Below are 16,347 nucleotides of genomic sequence, written 5' to 3' on the forward strand. Positions count from 1 at the left end.
TGAATTACAAACGTGGCACTGTGATAGATTGTCCTATCCAGCATTTAAAAGTAATGTTTTTACCTGCTAAACCAGATTCAAATACATCTACTTTTGAAGGAGCTAAAGCATCGTAACGAGCAGCTAAACTTTCCAAACCTCCTTTACGAGCAGTTTTGGCAGCTAACCAATATACGGCTCTTTTTTCAAAAGGAGTACTACCACATTCATTAGCTGAGCTTGCGTAGGCGTGCGCCATAATACGATAAGCATCGGAGTTTGAAGGGTTGTAAGAAAGTGCTTTTTGAGCATAGGCAACCGCTTGTGCTTTACTGTGTTTAGAGGCAATACGAATGAGCAATTTTGATTTCTTAAAGTTATCTGTCTCTAAGTTCACTGACTCATTGTAATACTGAATAGCTTTGGCAGAATTTCCTGCTTTGTCATTCATTACCCCTAAATAGTAAGCTGAGTTTGCTGACGGTTTTACGTTGTGCAATGAGGTTACGATTTTCACGAATAGAGGGTCTTTGGTACAATCTTTATCGGACATTTTACCTGCTGCACGGCGTAACCATTCTTCATTGTTCTTATTTGCCTCAAAGTTCTTGGTGTAAAGAGGAATAAGGTTTTTACAATCAGCAAGCTGACCGAGTTTAGCATCTACGCTCTCTGCAATAGTTTCGTAGTTATCTACGCGTTTACGACAACCGTCCAAGAGCCTTTTGTCCTTTTCGCTAAGAGTACCTGCTTCTTCTTGAGCTAAATACTTGTTGATAGTTTCAGAAAGCTCATTCTTTTCGTCTTGAATCTTATCGGATACGTTATCATAAGCATCGAATACTTCTTGCAATTCTTTTTGTCCTTTTTCGTGTAAAGAAACTAATTCAGAGAAGTACAAATACAGAGCCTTTTCGTTTTTAAAGTTAGCTTTATCTTCGGTAAAGGCTTTATGCAAAAGATCGTAAATCTCTTTATCTGTTCCTATTTTTTCATCGAACATCAAGAGGGCTTGACGAATACGCATTTCAGTAGCTGAAAGACGCGTAGGGAATGTTTTGTTATAATCGGTGTAGAGTTGTAACAATTCTTTAGCATTTTGAGTCTTTTCAGCACCTGTGGTTGTATTCATTTTGTCTTGCAAGATGCGTTCGCCATAGGCAAAGGTAGCATAGTGTAAAGAAGGGCATTGGGTATATACTTCCTTCCATACAGGATAAGCCTCTTTGTAATTTTTGGCTTTGGCATACTCACTAAATATAGAGAGTTTTTGCTTTAATTCTTCGTTGTTTTTGCAATCTTGTGCTTGTGCATAGGCAACATAAAAGAAACTTGCAACTACTGTGGCTAATAAAATTCTTCTTCTCATTCTTTGTTTGTTTTTTATTGATATTTTGTTCGTTGGAACCACTTATCGTTTAAAGTGAAACCTATTTTTAAGTTGAAATAATTTTCCTTTACTAAATTGGCTGAGGTAGTACCTCTTATGCCGTATTCTCCCACAAGGGTAAGATTTGAAAATCCTTTTACGGGTAAACTAAGTCCAAAAGACGTGCCAAAGTCGTTTATGTTTTGATTATTGAGCACAATTCCTGTATTTTCATAGCGCAAACCTATACGGTAGGTTACTCTTTTCCAGTAACTTGAATAGGAATTGTAGTTAGGAATCCAAAAACCTCCTAAGGCTATTTTGTATCCGTCGGTATAACTGACATTGGTGGTAGTAAGGAACGGATTTGAAAATGCTTTTGTATTCGCATAGGTATATTCAATCCCTGTAAACCATTTTTGGTGTTCTCCTAAACCTAATCCAAACTCTATTTGAGTGGGTAAGGTGAGTGAGGTATTTTTGAGCCCTAAGGCTTCTAAATCTAAAGCACGTGTTTCGCGTATTGCCAATTGTGGTGCGGAACGCCTGTTATTTCCTGTTACATAGCCTAAGGTAGAGATATTGCGTTGGTTTTCAGAAGACAGTTTGCTTTGTGGTGTATATACCAATGAGGTATACAAACGCAAGCGGTGTTTCAAAGTCTCTTCGTAATACAAACCTAAGTTAAAAGCACCTCCTTTTAGGCGTGATTTGCTAAACTCTTGGGTATAGAATTGTACATCTTTTTGTTGCAAGAGGTCGGTCATATCAATGGTTCCAAAGTTATAACGGAAAGAAGCTCCTAAACTGAATCCGCCAAATATCTTTACCCCAGAGGAAAGAAAAAACTGATTCACATTTCCTTTTCCTTCAAACTGATTTACTGTTTCGCTTGTGGTGTGCTTCAGTTTATAACCTACCGATGAGTAAGGCACCAACCCAAACGATACCCCAAAGTTTTCGAGAATAGGGAACCCGAGTGTAAAATAATCGAAGGCGGAGGATTTAGTACCTATTTTTGTTTCATTTGTAACAATATTTTTGCTTTGCATTGTAAATCCGGCTGAAAAAGCGGTGAATTTTAAGTGTGAAAGTGAGGCAGGATTCTGCATATTGATACGAGTAGAATCGGCATAAACACCAATTCCGCCCATAGCACTTTCCTCGGCTATACCGTTAAAATTGCGTTCACCGACTCCGTAAAAAGAGTAAGGCGACTCAGTAGTTTGTTGCGCAAAACTCACGTAAACGGTTGTAAATAAAGCACTAATAAGTGTGATTAGTTTCTTGTTCATAAATATTTATCCAATATTAGTAACGTGTGCCTCTCCTTCTTTTGTTTGATATTCTAAGATGGCATTGAGCCCCTCGAGCAACACGTATGAGCCTGCAAATATCTGATTTTTTATTCTTTCTTGCAAATAATTTTGATTACCCCCTGTTAAAATAGTGATAAGCGAAGGGAATTTTGCTTCGTATTTTTTAATCACTCCCTCGATTTCGCACGCCACATTGTGATAGACACCTGAGAGCATACAGCTTTCGGTAGTATTTCCTATAAACTGTTCAGTATCAAAAAACTGTTCGGATACTAATGGCAGTTTGGAAGTGAAATGGTGCATCGCTTTTAGGCGCATTGCTATCCCTGGGGCGATAGCTCCCCCGAGGTACTCTTTTCTATCGGTAACTATATCAAAAGTAATGCAGGTACCCGCGTCGATAATGAGTACGTTGCGGTTGGGAAAACGTGTCACCGCACCTGCTACCAGAGCCAAACGGTCGATACCTAACGAGTGAGGGGTTGCATACTTATTGACGAAAGGCACAGGGGTTTCAGCTGTGAGGTATAACACATCTGGCAGGAGTTGTTCTAAGAAAGAGAAACGCTCTTTAACTTCTGTTACCACCGAAGCGATGATGCAATGAGTTACCTCGTTTAAAGGTACTTTGCTTAAAAAAGATTCTTGAAAACCGTCTTTGGCAAAGGAAAGAAAGAATGTTTGTATTCCTTTTTTGAACAGCGCTACTTTTATGGACGTATTACCTTCGTCTATTATTAAATTCATTTTCAAAAATCATTGGGTGTGTGATTATCCTGCAATAATTGCGCCAAAAAAAGAAGGTCTATTATTTCTTTTTATTTTACTCGTACTCGTGAGGAAGCTACTAAAGAGGCTAAAACGCCCAAAACTACAATCGTAGCCAATACAATGAGTACATTTAAAGGAGTAATGGCGACAGGGTAGGCTAAGGTAGGGCTTATCATTACAAACTGGAAATGTTGTTGTAAGAGGACTACCGCAACGCCTAAGGCAATGCCTATCAGAGCGCCGATTACCGATGCCATCGTGCCTTGCCAGAAGAATATCTGTCGCATTTGTTTTTCGTTCATACCGAGTGCATAGAGCGTTTGCAGGTCGTCTTTCTTGTCGAGTATCATCATAATGATAGCACCTACGAGGTTGAAAAGTGCAATGATGAGCACCAAAATGAAAATCAGATACACCGCTATATTTTCGGTATTGAGCATACGGTAAAGCGCATCGTTTAGCTGTGCGCGGTTTTTCACTACTACGGGCTCTTGAAAGAGTTGTGAGAGCTGTTCGACGACTTGCTTTTCATCAGCATTTGGAGCTAATTTCACTTCTATCGCTGAGACCTGACCCTTACTTAGCCCCAATAAGAATTGGGCTTCGTCTAATGATGAAAATACGTATTTCTTATCTAATTCTTCCGTGAGTTGGTAGATGCCTTGTACTACTGAAAAGGCTTGACGGTAGGGCATTGGGTCGTTTAAGATACTGCCTTTGCCTGCCTTGGGAACTACTATTTGTAGAGGGGAAGAACCATCGAGGAGATTTAAACCGAGATTATTGAAAATAGTAGCGCCCACTATCACACTGGGAGGTGAGAGCTCCCAATTGCCCAGCACGAGGATACTATCGACATCGTTTACTTTGGGGTACTCAGCATCTACTCCCTTGATATAGGCGATGTGGTTTTTTTGGTTGTGAGTGAGAAACACCTGTTCTTCTAACACTTTGGTAAAGTGTACTACCGATGAGAGTTGGCTTAATTTGAGCGTATCTTGATTGGTGAGTGATAGGTATTTGCCTGTTTTAGGAAACACTTTTAGGTCGGGGTCGAAAGTAGAGGAGAAGGAAAGCGTAAAGTTTTTGAGACCTGCGAAGCCGGCGAGCACAATAAAGAGGGCAGCACCGCCCAACACTACCACAAAAGCCGTAACCCTATTGATGATGTTGATAACGTTCTGCGAACTTTTGGCGAACATATAACGCCTTGCTATGTAGAAAATAGAAGTCATTGTTAATGATTAGTGATTAATGGTTAGTGGTTAATGAAAAGTGCAAAGGTATGGAGTAATTAGCAAAAAGGCAAAATTTGGGAATTAGCAAATTCTAAAATACGCCATTACTGCCTTGTACTCATCTTGTGCTGTTAAGCAAGTATCGAGCAAAAAGCCTTCTGTTTGTTGCCAATTTTGTAGCCCGCGATAGTAGAACCAACGGAGTTGTTCGGTAATGATAAAAGGCACTATGTTGTTAGCTAAACATTCTTTAAAGAGCAACAAACGCCCTATGCGTCCGTTGCCGTCTTGAAAGGGGTGAATGGTTTCAAAACGCCAATGAAAATCGACCAAATCACGAAAGGTTTTGGTTTGTTTTTGGTGGTAATCGACTAACAAAGCGGTCATTTCCTGTTCTACATTTTCAGGCAGAGAGGTGGCATTGCCTCCTACTTCGTTAGGTAGTTTCTTATAGTCGCCTATGGCAAACCAATCTTTATTGCTATCGGAAGTATCTGCTTTGAGAATGCTGTGAAAGGTTTTAATCATCTCTTGGGTAAGAGGTTCAGTAGCGCATTCCAACATTGCATCAAAAGCCTTAAAATGATTAATAGCTTCGAGAATATCATCAATTTTTACCGCTTGTTCTGTAATGCCAATGGTATTGGTTTCGAAAATATAGCGCGTTTGTTCGTGTGTGAGCTGGCTACCTTCTATATGATTGGAATTATAGCAAAAATCTATTTGAGTGCGGTGATAAATACCGCCCTTTAGCTTTGTTTCTTTCTCTTGTAATAATTGTTTTAAAAGCATTTTATTTCTTTAATAATTTAGCTGTGTTCTTTTCTAATACTTTTAAACTCTCTAAAATTACCTCCTCCATTGCCTTTGAGGGTCTTCTAACATCTCGGGGACCTTCCTTTTGAACTGTCAAGAATTTCTTGACAGTTGAATCGGGTATAAGTTCCCCTTCTTCAAATATATTCTGAATGTGTAAACTTATATTTTGTTTGGAAGTGTTAAAAAGCTCAGCCATTAATTGTTGTGTAAGCCATACGGTATCCTCTTCGAGTCTTACATCTATTTGGGCTGAACCATCTTCTCGCTGATAGAATAAGATTTCTCCTTTTTGGTTTTCCATTTTTTGCAGGTTAAATTAGCAAACTTTTATTTTTAATATTTTTACGTCATTTTTCTTTTGTAGAGCAAGTCTCGGTTTTCGATGGGGTTTTCTTCCTCTTTGAGGGATTGCTCAATACCTTCGATGTATTGCAAAGAATCGTCGATATAAAAATACAACTCGGGCATACGACGGAATTGGTGTTTGGTGATTTGCGACAGTTCGTGCTTGATGAGGGGCGCATTGGAGGTTACGCCTTTGAGCACCTCAGCAGCCTTTGCTTCTGGGAATACACTGAGGTACACCTTGGCTACCGATAAATCGACGGTTACATTTACTTTGGTTACCGAGATGAGTAGGTTTTGTTGCCCTGCATCGCGTATGGATTGCTGCAACACTTTGGCTAATTCTTCTTGAATAATGCCTGCTATTTTCTTTTGTCTGTTGTTTTCCATTAGTTTGTTTATTTATGGTGCAAAGATAGGGAATAATACTGATAATACCAAAAATGCCAAAAGAGCGGTAAAAATTAGGAAATTAGAAAATGAGAGAATGAGGAAATGAGAGAATTGGTAAATGGGTTGTGAGGTTGTGTTAGAGGAATGAGGCTGTGCCTCAGAAATTAAACAAATTTTAAACAAAATCAAGGCTACGCCTTGTGAACCAGCGGAGCTATTGTCAGTTTATTCAACTTTGCCAAGTTTGAAACTTGGGCAAAGTTTGAGATGAAAAAGCGACGTGTTGAGACTATTAGGTGCGTTCGGAAGGAAACGGAGAAGAACGGAAGAGAGCTGAGAGGAATTTTGATGAAAAAAGGGTGTAAGAAGGGTGGGGTTAGCTTATAGAGAGCTTATAGGAAGCTTATACGAATCTTGGACGATTGGTATAGGAAGGGTATATAAGAGGTTGATTAATAGTATAATACAGCGATGTAAAAAATGGTGAAAACGGGGTTTCGAGGCGAAAGAAAGAGGAAGAGGCACTAGGCCTTAGGCCATAGGCACTAGGGGGGAGTATGATGGAAAAGGGAAGAAATGACGAATGACGAGAGACGAAAGACGAAGGAAATGTGATGAAAATCTCTTGCTGGCTACCTTCAAAGGGGGAATGTAGTGACAGGGAAGCGAAAGAAACATCCCCCTAGCCCCCTTCAAAGGGGGAATGTAGTGACGGAAAGTCGGAGGTAATGTGGGGAAAATATTCTTCTATACACACACTCGGCTATTGATAGTCAGATACTCGGCTAATGTTATTTTAAGAGGTTTTTAGGGAGTTTTTGGAGATTGCCTCTTCGAGTATGGGGAGGGCACTTTTTTCAATCAGCTTGGAAGCGGTGAGGAGGGTGATTACTTTATGAGGTTTAAGCATCTCTAAGAAAGATGCAAAAGCGGGGTTTGCCAAGAGTTCTTGGGTATAATCTGCTTTAAAATCTTCGAATTTGCCGTCTTGATGATAGCGTTTGCGCAAAGCTGTGGAGGGAGCTACCTCTTTTGCCCAAAAATCTAAATGAAGCGCTTCTTTTTTGATGCCACGAGGCCAAAGCCTATCGGCTAAGATACGAAAGCCGTCCTCAGGGCTTTCTGCTTCGTATACGCGTTTTAATTGTATTTTCATAGTAACAAGACCATTGCAAAAAATATACCAATTAGGATTTAATGATTAGTGATTAATGGTTAATGATTAATGATTAAGAAGCGGAGAAGGGCTGGTTGTAAGCAGTAGGAGTATTGTAAGCGGTATGCTTTAAGGATTAAAACCTACCCTTAAATCCTAAGGCTTTGGCTTTACTAAGCGCAACTTTGGCTTCTGCCTCGCGCCCAAGTTCGTTGTAGAGCAAATACAAATCGTAATAGATTTGGGCGTTTTTGGGTTCGTACTTCAAGGCTTCGTTTAAGAAGCTTTCTGCCTTGTCGTTTTGGGCTTTGCCACTGTAAAGAACGGCGAGGTTTAGGCGAATGTAGTTCAGCTGTTTGTCTTTCAGTAGAGCGCGCTCGTAGAAACGAATGGCGTTATCGGTATCGTTTATCTTCACAAAATAGTCGCCTGCCGTAGCACTTCCTAATGGAAAATCGGACTGTGAGAGCACAAACTCCTTGTACTCTTGGTGTGCTTGTTCAAATCCATTATAGACCCTGCAAGCCTCTAATCCTTTTTGGGTGAGCAAGGCATTAGCGGCGAGCATACGCACCGCCTTCACCTTATCGGTAAGTAAGGGCAACAAATCATTTTCATAGAGGTTTAGAGGATATTCGCTAATAGCCACCACGGCACGATAACGCGTTTGTGGGTCGGGATTGTGGAGTTCTTTTTTAATAAGCGCAAAGCTCTTTTCAGAAGGGTGATTGCCCAGATAGTGAATGGCTCCCGCACGCACAATGGCGGGGGTTGTTTTGTCTTCTAACAGACTACTGAGTGCGGTGATATTTCCTTTACTTCCTTTAATAAGATTTTCGGCGAAATGCGGTTTGCGCTGTTTGCCGTACCACTTGGCAACAGCTTCGGCTGCCCACCCTGCGGTTTTATCGGTATGACAAGCATTGCAAGCGTTGGGTGTGCCATACTGAGCAGACAAATCGGGGCGAGGGACGTAGAAATTGTGGTCGTGACGCACATCGTTGCCCATATAAGTGCGGGTAGGCATATGGCACACACGGCAATCGGTTTCGGCTGGGTTGCCCTTATGGAACGTGTGTGCCTGAGAAGCGTACTTAGGTGCGTGACACTGCAAACACACTTTGCTACCTTCGGCTTTCAGCTTACCTGTGTGAGGCGAATGGCAAGAGGTACAGCGCACGTTTTGGTGATACATTTTGCTTTGCAAGAAAGACGAATATTTATAGTTTTCACCTAACACTTGTCCGTCGGGAAAATAAAGGTCGGTTACGGGCACTTCGGGCAGATATTCGTCCATTACCTCTGTTACCATAGCGTGGTGCTGGGTTACCTCTCCCCTACGCGTATGGCAAGGCATACAGGCATTGAGTTCTTGGGTTTGCGAGGCAAGGACAAACGTGCGAGTTTTCCCCTTACTCTCGGCGTGCGTTTTAGCCCCTCCGTGGCAGGATTCACAACTTACGGTAAGTTCGCTATAAGTAGTGTGATAGGAGTTGGTATAAGGGTTGAGGTTTTTTTGCAGGTTTGTGCTATGGCAAGAGGCGCACATTAGGTTCCAATTCTGTCCCGCTTGCGTCCAATGCAGGTAATCATCGGGGGGAATCACCTCGCCTGCGTATTGGTGAAACCACTTGTTTTGACGGCTATCCCACGACTGACGGAAGACTTGCTTTTTGCCGTTAGGAAAATCGGTAATATACTGTTGTAGGGGGTAATAACCAAAGGTATACAATACCTCATAGTCTTTGTAAGAGCCATCTTCGCTTTGTGTATGGATAAAGAATTTGCCATCGCGCTTGAAGAAACGAGAAGTGATGCCATCGGCGGTGTAGGTAACGTTATTGAAATTGCCGAGTACGGTGCTATCGTTAGCGATTTGCATTGCCTTGTAATGGTCGGAGAGCGTCCATTCATTATACTCTTTTAGGTGACACTGCTTGCAGGAAGCCGAACCTATGTAGCCCTGAGGAGTTTCTTTATTAATATCCTCTACGGAGGTATACGCCTCCTGATTAGTAGTTTTGAAGAATAGAAAGACAATACCCACAAGGCATAATAGAACAGCAAGGGCTATCAATAGTTTTTTCGACATAAAGAAACATTTAGGCGGTTTTCTTACAGCGGGGCAAAGGTACAAAAACAATATTTAATATACAACGAATAAGACGGTTAAAAATACCAATAAAAGAGTCCTAAAACATTACAAATTAACAAATGTAATTACTTATATTAAAAACTCTTGCATTATTGAAACCTTTTTACTACTTTTGCGCAAAATTAAATATAGATGACAAAACTGAGAATGTTGTACTCTTGGGCTCTCTTCTTGCTGGTAATTTTTAGTGTTACAGCACAGAACATAGAGGTTTCAGGTACTGTAAAAGATGAAAAAGGTGAGCCTTTATTAGGTGTATTGGTATTAATCAAGGGTACCCAGCGCGGTGCCGCTACCGATATGGACGGGAATTATACTATCCAAACCAAAGTGGGAGAAACATTGAGTTTTTCGATCTTAGGAATGAAGACAGTAGAGAGAAAAATAACTGCCTCCACCAAACGATTAGACATAGTGCTTAAAGAAGATGTACAAGAGCTTGAAGAGATGGTGGTTACCGGCTATGGAGCTCCTAAGCTCGCCAGTCGCACCGTTGCACAAGTGGCACAAGTACAAGGTAAAGATGTGAGTGCCGCTCCGGTAGCCAGCGTATCCGATGCCTTACAAGGACGATTAGCAGGGGTAGTGGTAACCAGCGATTCAGGTCGCCCAGGTAGCAATAGCGATATCCTTATCCACGGGTATAACAACTTCCAAGGCGCACTACGAGGCGAAAGAACCCAAGAACCTCTCTATATAATGGACGGAATAGCGGTAAGCAGTAGTGTGATGAGCAGGTTCAACCCTAACGATATAGAGAGTATTACGGTACTTAAAGACGCCGCTTCTACCTCTATCTACGGGGCTCGTGCCGCCAATGGGGTGATACTTATCACCACCAAAAAAGGGCGTAATAACGAGCGTACAAGCGTAACTATCAGTCACCAACTCGGTTTTACAGCGCTTACTAACGCTAGCCGTAAGTTTTTTGACGATATGATGACCCCACGCGAGTATATGGACTTTTGGATAGAAAAAAATCCTGAAGCAGTAAACTTGGCTGTAGGTAAGTTCAGTTCAAACAAGGATGTAGCGAGACAGTCAGCAGATAAAATCTTAGCCGATAATCCTTACAATACCCGTTGGGATAAGGTTTTTTTCAGAGATTTTGTACCGTTGATACGTACTGATGTCTCTATTTCAGGAGGTACTAATAATAGTACTTATTATTTGTCGTTTGGGCACTTCAGCCAAGAGGGTTCTACAGCACCTCGCAGCGATTACCGTCGTTATACTGTCAATGGTAGTATCAATACCCAAATCACTAAATGGTTAAAAACAGGCTTCTCATTTGCAGCAGGACATACCGAGCGCGAAGGAGGTTCCACCCTCAACACCCCTAAGGTGATAGCTTTGCCACTTTACAGTCCTACTTACGAAGATGGTAGACGCAAAAACTATATCCCTGGCATCACCAGTCGTTCAGCTGGTTTCTACCACCCCGACTACTATGCCGAAACACACCCTAGCAACTCTTTTTCCGATGACTTCTTGCCTTCGGGATTCGTCTCTATAGAGCCTATTAAAAACCTCATATTCAAAACACAAGGAGGGATACAATACGGGTATGGCGAATCAGAACTAAAAGAGTTACCTTCGTTTATAGATTATAAGTTTTTCGATGACCCTAATCCTTACACTTCAGTGTCTAACAGTCGTACACTCAGAAAAACAATTACTAACACGTTAGAATATCGCTTCCTATTAGGAGAAAACAAAAAACATAGCTTCAATGTGTTATTAGGACAAGAGTCGGTTGAAAATAGCAGTAAACAATTAGATGCTACTACTTTCGGACAACCTTCAGAAGGGCTAACAATGCTCCGACACGGTAGTAAAGATAAAAGAATAGAAGACCAAAAGACTGTAAGTACTTTCAATTCTTATTTCGGAAGAGTAGAATACTCTTATAACACTCGTTACTTCTTAGACCTATCAATGCGCCGTGATGGTTCGTCAGCTTTTGGTAAGAACAACCACTACGGTAACTTCTGGGCAATAGGAGCGATGTGGAAACTCAAACAAGAGAACTTTTTGAAAGATGTAAAATGGCTTTCAGACCTCAATTTGCGTTTCAGTACAGGGCTTTCAGGAAATGCCTTAGGAGGCTACAAACATATCACTACCATAAAACCAGACAATTTCTATCAAGGTAAAACAGCTTATACAGTAGGTGGCTTGGGTAATCCTGATCTACGTTGGGAAGAGCAACGCAAAACTACTGTAGGGCTTAATATTGTGATTGATAGAGGTACTTCTTTCAATATAGAATACTACGACCGCGAGACTTACGATATGATTTCAAGCCGTGAGCTCAATAGTACTTCAGGGCAAAATCAATTCTTTGACAATGCAGGGGGTATGCGCAACCGTGGGATAGACTTCACTTTCTCATCAGTAGTCTACAGAAGTGAAAATCAAGACTTGAGCATTCGTCCTTACTTCAACGTAAACTATAACAAGCAAGAAATAACCGCTCTTTTTGGCAATAAAACCTCTAATGTGGTTCCTTCTTCTGAAATAGGGTATAAATTAGGTCGTGCCCTTGAATGGGCAGCCGTTATTCCCAAAGGCGTAAACCCTACCACCGGACAAATGGAGTATTACATACCAGGTGATGACCGTATGGAGCAAGTAACTGATGATAATAGAGTAACAACTACTTACGACTCTAGTAAATTAGGACAAACCACAGGCAAGAAAATGCAAGCTCCTATCAATGGTGGATTCGGCTGGAATATCAGCTATAAAACTTTCTCGCTCGATATGGCATTCTCTTTTTCGTTAGAAAAATATAAGTGGAACTACGATATGAAGTACACCGAAAATCCTGACCAGTTTGGCGATCACAACCTAAGTAGAAAAATATTAGACTATTGGAAAAATCCAGGTGATAACACCCGCCACCCTAAGATAAACACTACCACTTTCGTAAATTCATCGGATGCGCGTATGATACAAGACGCCTCATTTATGCGTTTGAAAAATATTACCCTTAGCTATAGTCTCCCAAAAGAAGTTATCAAACAATTGAATTTCTTTGAAGGAGTACGCTTATATGCTACCGCCCGCAATATCTTTACGCTTACCAAATACGAAGGTGCAGACCCTGAGTACAATAATGCTATTTCATCAGGTGGCTATCCTCCTTCTCGTCAATTTACCTTAGGAGTAGATGTTAATTTTTAAAAATGTAAAACAATGAAAAAGATTTATAAAATAATAATTTTAGTAGTAGCTCCTCTGTTCTTTACCGGCTGTTTCAACCTCGACCAACAACCTTATGAAGATTTGAGCCAAGCTAACTCTTTTAAAACCGTACAAGATGCTCAATTTTGGGTGAATGGTATGTATGGTAAGTTGCGTACAAACATATACGGAAGTGCTATGTATGCTACCGACTTGCAAGCTGATTTCCTGAATATGGCCTTAAGAGACGGTACTAACGAAACGATTACAAACTTTCAAAACTGGACGTTGTTTACTGTCAATAATGCAGCTACAGCAACTATTTGGCAACGCTATTTTGGGGCAATACAAAATATAAATATAGGTTTAGAGGGGATTCCTACTATTACTATTCCCCAAGAAAATTACCGCACCGATTCGGCACAAATAAAGCACAATATGGGCGAATTGTATTTGGCACGTGCTTATTACTACACCTATCTGCTTACGCATTATTGCCCTACCGACGAGGCTTCTGCTTATGGATTGCCTTTGTTAAGCGGGCCTACTATCAACAATTTTCCTAACAGAAGTACAGTAGGACAGACTTACGACTTTATTTTGGCCGATATAGCACAAGCCGAAACTCGCCTTAGTGATGTAACAGGTGCTTTAGGGTCAGAGAAGTTTACCAAAGATGCAGTTGCAGCACTCAAGGCACGTGTATTGCTTTATAGAGGCAAGTGGGCAGAGGCTTATGCCACAGCTACTTCAATTATAGGTAGTCGTTATAGCTTAGTGAGTAGTAGTAGTGATTTAGAAAAGGTATGGAAAGATGATGATACTGCAGAAAGTATTGTACAGCTTTATGCTAAATACGATGTAGGTAATACAGCAGAGTTACCATCAGCCAATGATATTTATTTGGGCTACCAAAGAGAGTGGAACAATAGATTGCGTAGGTATGAAATAAGGTATTTGCCAAAAGCAATACCTACTCAAGATTTCGTAGATTTGTATAATAACAGCGATTATCGTAAGTCTATTTACATCAAAAAACTTTTTGCTAATTATGGTAGTGCTACTTTCACCGATTTGTATTTGGTAAATAAATACCCTGACAATCCTCTTCTAAAACAAACATCAGGTATCTCCCCTACTTATATGCATCGTCCTAAGGTATTTCGTATTGCTGAGATATACTTAATAGCAGCCGAAGCCGCTTATAAAAACGGCGATCAAACTAATGCTAAAACCTACTTAGACAGATTGCGCACCGCTCGTGGTATTGGTAGTGTAACCTATACCGACCTTTGGGCAGAGATTCAAAACGAACGCAACCGCGAACTCGCTTTTGAGGGCTTCCGTATGGCAGATATCAAGCGTTGGAATTTGGGCGTAGTACGTGGTACCCCTCAGAACCTCAGTGCTATTGTATCAGATCCTGCTGACCAGTATTATCAGCTTAATATCCCTGCAGGGAATTATAAAATGGTTTGGCCTCTTTCTCCAAGTGATATTCTCTATGAACAAGGTAGAGCCAACTGGCAACAAAACCCAGGTTGGTAAAACAATGATTAATTTTATTAGTATTTAATGATTAATTGCTAATACAATAAGATTTTAAATATATTTGAAATAAAAAAGCGGTCTTAGTAGACCGCTTTTTTATTATCATTAATCTTAACTATTATCTCCAAAAGTAGTAGGCTACTACTGATATAAAGATAATACAAAGAATATTCAATACAAAACCTGCTTTTATCATATCGCGTTGACTTACCTTGCCCGTGCCGTAAGCTATGGCATTAGGAGGCGTAGCCACAGGTAACATAAAGGCACAAGAGGCTCCTATACCTATAATAAGTGAAAGACCCAAAGGATTAACTCCTAAGTTTTCGGCTACCGAAATGAAGATAGGTACTAAGAGAGCTGCGCTGGCGGTATTACTGGTAAATTCAGTTAGGAAAATGATGAAGGTAGCTACCATAAGTCCTATTACAAAATAGTTGCTATCAGCGATGAGGAACTGCACAGAGTCTACCAATGCCTTACTTGCCCCCGATTGTGTAAGGATAACGCTTAGTGAGAGTCCACCTCCGAAGAGCATTAGCACACCCCAATCGGTGTTTTCTTGTATTTGTTTCCATTCGGCCACACCAAAGAAACATACGAACACGGCAGCAATCATTGCTACCACTGCATCAAAGTCTTTGATTTTCTCGATGCCTATAAAAGATGTGAGTGTTTCGTTAATCAGGTCGCTAAATATCCAGCAAAGGGCTGTGATAAGGAAGATGAGAATGGTAAGATACTGCTTGCCGTTGAGCTTATCTACTACACCTTCAGTAGAGGTGATTTTAATGTTTAGTTTCGGACGGAACACTACGTACAACGTACCAATCATCAAAGGCATTAAACCTAAGACTGTAGGCATACCATAGCGCAACCATTCTGAGAATGTGATATTCAGTTGAGAGGCGACAATGGCATTCGGTGGGCTACCCACCAAGGTACCCATACCTCCTATGCTCGCACTATAAGCAACCCCGAGTATCACAAAAGCATACGTACCTTTATTACTTTCGTAGTCGATGTTTTTGAGCAAGCCAATTGCCAAAGGAATAATCATTGCGGCAGTAGCTGTATTGCTGATACCCATAGAGAGCAAAGCAGTAGCCAAAAAGAGGAAGAATACCGCTAACAGGAAATTGCCTCTGGCTATAGCAATCACCTTATGAGCGATGTACTTGTCAAGCTTTTGTACGCTCAGGGCAGTAGCAATAGCGAAACCTCCAAAGAATAGGAAGATTGTAGGGTTTGCAAAAGCTTGTAGGGCACTTTTGGTACTCTCTAAGCCCAAGAGTATTGCCAATACAGGAACTAAGAGTGCTGTAACGGTAATGTGTATGGCTTCGGTAAGCCACAAGATAGCTACAAAGGCAAGGAGTGCCAAGCCTTTATTAGTAGGCTCTTCATAAGGAAGCAACCCATAGAGCAAAAAGCCTACCGCCAATGCGATGGCTATAATCACGGAACGTTTGATGTAATTGGTCAGCATATATTAGGGTTTTTGTTATTAGCAAAGCACGTAAGCAATTTACGGTTTTATCTTCACCGCATATTTCTTTTCCGAAACAATTACAATCCCTTTTTGGAGCAAAAGATTATTCGGCAAACTTATCTGTTCGCCTTCTGTTGTTTTCAAAAGAGTATAGAAAGATTTTATATCGATTATTTTAGCCTCGATAGGATAATCTTTATCTAAAATCTTAATCGTATCACCTATTCTAAACGGAGAAGAGAAAAACACGATAATCCCCGCTGTAATATTGCTCAAAATCGACCATTGGGCAAAAAATGCTACCCCTATTACGGTAAGTATCGAAGTAACAAAAAGGAATAGCTGTTCGGTTTTTATTCCCCAAATAGAGACAATGGTAAGGATAGCTAGCGCATAAATAAAATAGTCTATATACTTCTTTACTAAATGAGTACGACTCTCTACGAACTCCGCTTTTTTTCCGAACTTATTGATGATGGAGTTCACCAAGTAACGCAAAGCAATAAAGACCACCAATGTAATGGCAGTAGCAATAATTTGATATAGGTAGTCTTGTATATAGTTCATATAA

At 40.7% G+C, this 16,347-nt stretch carries 13 protein-coding genes; 2 read left to right on the top strand and 11 right to left on the bottom strand.

The annotated features are described in order from the left end of the window. Positions 1 to 4: 4 nt before the first annotated feature. From COCH_RS03920 to COCH_RS03965, 9 genes are all read right to left on the bottom strand, one after another. Entirely contained in the window at positions 5 to 1,348 is a 1,344-nt protein-coding gene (locus tag COCH_RS03920) for a hypothetical protein (RefSeq protein ID WP_015782024.1), read from the bottom strand. 14 nt (positions 1,349 to 1,362) lie between these two features. Next, positions 1,363 to 2,643, bottom strand: coding sequence for a membrane protein (locus tag COCH_RS03925; protein WP_015782025.1), 1,281 nt, complete (start codon positions 2,641 to 2,643; stop codon positions 1,363 to 1,365). A 6-nt stretch (positions 2,644 to 2,649) separates the two neighbouring features. Next, positions 2,650 to 3,414 carry a type III pantothenate kinase gene (locus tag COCH_RS03930; RefSeq protein ID WP_015782026.1) on the bottom strand — a complete coding sequence of 255 codons (765 nt, stop codon included), beginning with the start codon at positions 3,412 to 3,414 and terminating at the stop codon, positions 2,650 to 2,652. Between the two features lie 71 nt (positions 3,415 to 3,485). Continuing rightward, positions 3,486 to 4,640 carry an ABC transporter permease gene (locus COCH_RS03935; protein ID WP_081433011.1) on the bottom strand — a complete coding sequence of 385 codons (1,155 nt, stop codon included), beginning with the start codon at positions 4,638 to 4,640 and terminating at the stop codon, positions 3,486 to 3,488. Between the two features lie 117 nt (positions 4,641 to 4,757). After that, positions 4,758 to 5,468, bottom strand: a complete 711-nt coding sequence (locus tag COCH_RS03940; protein ID WP_015782028.1) for a Fic family protein — start codon at positions 5,466 to 5,468, stop codon at positions 4,758 to 4,760. A 1-nt stretch (position 5,469) separates the two neighbouring features. Then, positions 5,470 to 5,796 carry a virulence protein gene (locus tag COCH_RS03945; protein WP_015782029.1) on the bottom strand — a complete coding sequence of 109 codons (327 nt, stop codon included), beginning with the start codon at positions 5,794 to 5,796 and terminating at the stop codon, positions 5,470 to 5,472. 41 nt (positions 5,797 to 5,837) lie between these two features. Beyond that, the gene (gene rbfA / locus COCH_RS03950) at positions 5,838 to 6,230 is read right to left on the bottom strand and encodes a 30S ribosome-binding factor RbfA (RefSeq protein WP_002674172.1); all 393 of its coding nucleotides are present in this window, start codon (positions 6,228 to 6,230) and stop codon (positions 5,838 to 5,840) included. 799 nt (positions 6,231 to 7,029) lie between these two features. Next, complete coding sequence (locus COCH_RS03960; RefSeq protein WP_015782030.1) at positions 7,030 to 7,389, bottom strand: DUF488 domain-containing protein; 360 nt, start codon at positions 7,387 to 7,389, stop codon at positions 7,030 to 7,032. 136 nt (positions 7,390 to 7,525) lie between these two features. After that, a complete protein-coding gene (locus COCH_RS03965) occupies positions 7,526 to 9,481 on the bottom strand; it encodes a multiheme c-type cytochrome (protein ID WP_015782031.1) in 1,956 nt (651 codons plus the stop codon). A 195-nt stretch (positions 9,482 to 9,676) separates the two neighbouring features. Here COCH_RS03965 and COCH_RS03970 point away from each other — a divergent pair, with 195 nt between their 5' ends. Together COCH_RS03970 and COCH_RS03975 are read left to right on the top strand one after the other, a co-directional pair. Next, positions 9,677 to 12,733 (top strand): SusC/RagA family TonB-linked outer membrane protein, encoded by a 3,057-nt coding sequence (locus tag COCH_RS03970; protein ID WP_041546671.1) that lies wholly within the window; start codon positions 9,677 to 9,679, stop codon positions 12,731 to 12,733. A gap of 12 nt (positions 12,734 to 12,745) precedes the next feature. Then, on the top strand, positions 12,746 to 14,281 hold the full coding sequence (locus COCH_RS03975) for a RagB/SusD family nutrient uptake outer membrane protein (RefSeq protein ID WP_015782033.1): 1,536 nt from the start codon (positions 12,746 to 12,748) through the stop codon (positions 14,279 to 14,281). A gap of 121 nt (positions 14,282 to 14,402) precedes the next feature. Here the strand turns inward: COCH_RS03975 and COCH_RS03980 are convergent, their stop codons facing one another. Together COCH_RS03980 and COCH_RS03985 are read right to left on the bottom strand one after the other, a co-directional pair. Then, entirely contained in the window at positions 14,403 to 15,773 is a 1,371-nt protein-coding gene (locus tag COCH_RS03980) for an SLC13 family permease (protein WP_015782034.1), read from the bottom strand. A gap of 39 nt (positions 15,774 to 15,812) precedes the next feature. Further along, positions 15,813 to 16,343 carry a mechanosensitive ion channel domain-containing protein gene (locus tag COCH_RS03985; protein ID WP_009418516.1) on the bottom strand — a complete coding sequence of 177 codons (531 nt, stop codon included), beginning with the start codon at positions 16,341 to 16,343 and terminating at the stop codon, positions 15,813 to 15,815. Positions 16,344 to 16,347: the final 4 nt, after the last annotated feature.

It is taken from the genome of Capnocytophaga ochracea DSM 7271 (assembly GCF_000023285.1).
GTDB lineage: Bacteria > Bacteroidota > Bacteroidia > Flavobacteriales > Flavobacteriaceae > Capnocytophaga > Capnocytophaga ochracea.

Excerpts from the sequence above, each read along its gene's own strand:
- COCH_RS03935 (WP_081433011.1), bottom strand. The coding sequence starts at position 4,640 with ATGTTCGCCAAAAGTTCGCAGAACGTTATCAACATCATCAATAGGGTT.
- COCH_RS03975 (WP_015782033.1), top strand. The coding sequence starts at position 12,746 with ATGAAAAAGATTTATAAAATAATAATTTTAGTAGTAGCTCCTCTGTTC.
- COCH_RS03920 (WP_015782024.1), bottom strand. The coding sequence starts at position 1,348 with ATGAGAAGAAGAATTTTATTAGCCACAGTAGTTGCAAGTTTCTTTTAT.
- COCH_RS03965 (WP_015782031.1), bottom strand. The coding sequence starts at position 9,481 with ATGTCGAAAAAACTATTGATAGCCCTTGCTGTTCTATTATGCCTTGTG.
- COCH_RS03940 (WP_015782028.1), bottom strand. The coding sequence starts at position 5,468 with ATGCTTTTAAAACAATTATTACAAGAGAAAGAAACAAAGCTAAAGGGC.
- COCH_RS03970 (WP_041546671.1), top strand. The coding sequence starts at position 9,677 with ATGACAAAACTGAGAATGTTGTACTCTTGGGCTCTCTTCTTGCTGGTA.
- rbfA (WP_002674172.1), bottom strand. The coding sequence starts at position 6,230 with ATGGAAAACAACAGACAAAAGAAAATAGCAGGCATTATTCAAGAAGAA.
- COCH_RS03980 (WP_015782034.1), bottom strand. The coding sequence starts at position 15,773 with ATGCTGACCAATTACATCAAACGTTCCGTGATTATAGCCATCGCATTG.
- COCH_RS03985 (WP_009418516.1), bottom strand. The coding sequence starts at position 16,343 with ATGAACTATATACAAGACTACCTATATCAAATTATTGCTACTGCCATT.
- COCH_RS03930 (WP_015782026.1), bottom strand. The coding sequence starts at position 3,414 with ATGAATTTAATAATAGACGAAGGTAATACGTCCATAAAAGTAGCGCTG.
- COCH_RS03960 (WP_015782030.1), bottom strand. The coding sequence starts at position 7,389 with ATGAAAATACAATTAAAACGCGTATACGAAGCAGAAAGCCCTGAGGAC.
- COCH_RS03925 (WP_015782025.1), bottom strand. The coding sequence starts at position 2,643 with ATGAACAAGAAACTAATCACACTTATTAGTGCTTTATTTACAACCGTT.
- COCH_RS03945 (WP_015782029.1), bottom strand. The coding sequence starts at position 5,796 with ATGGAAAACCAAAAAGGAGAAATCTTATTCTATCAGCGAGAAGATGGT.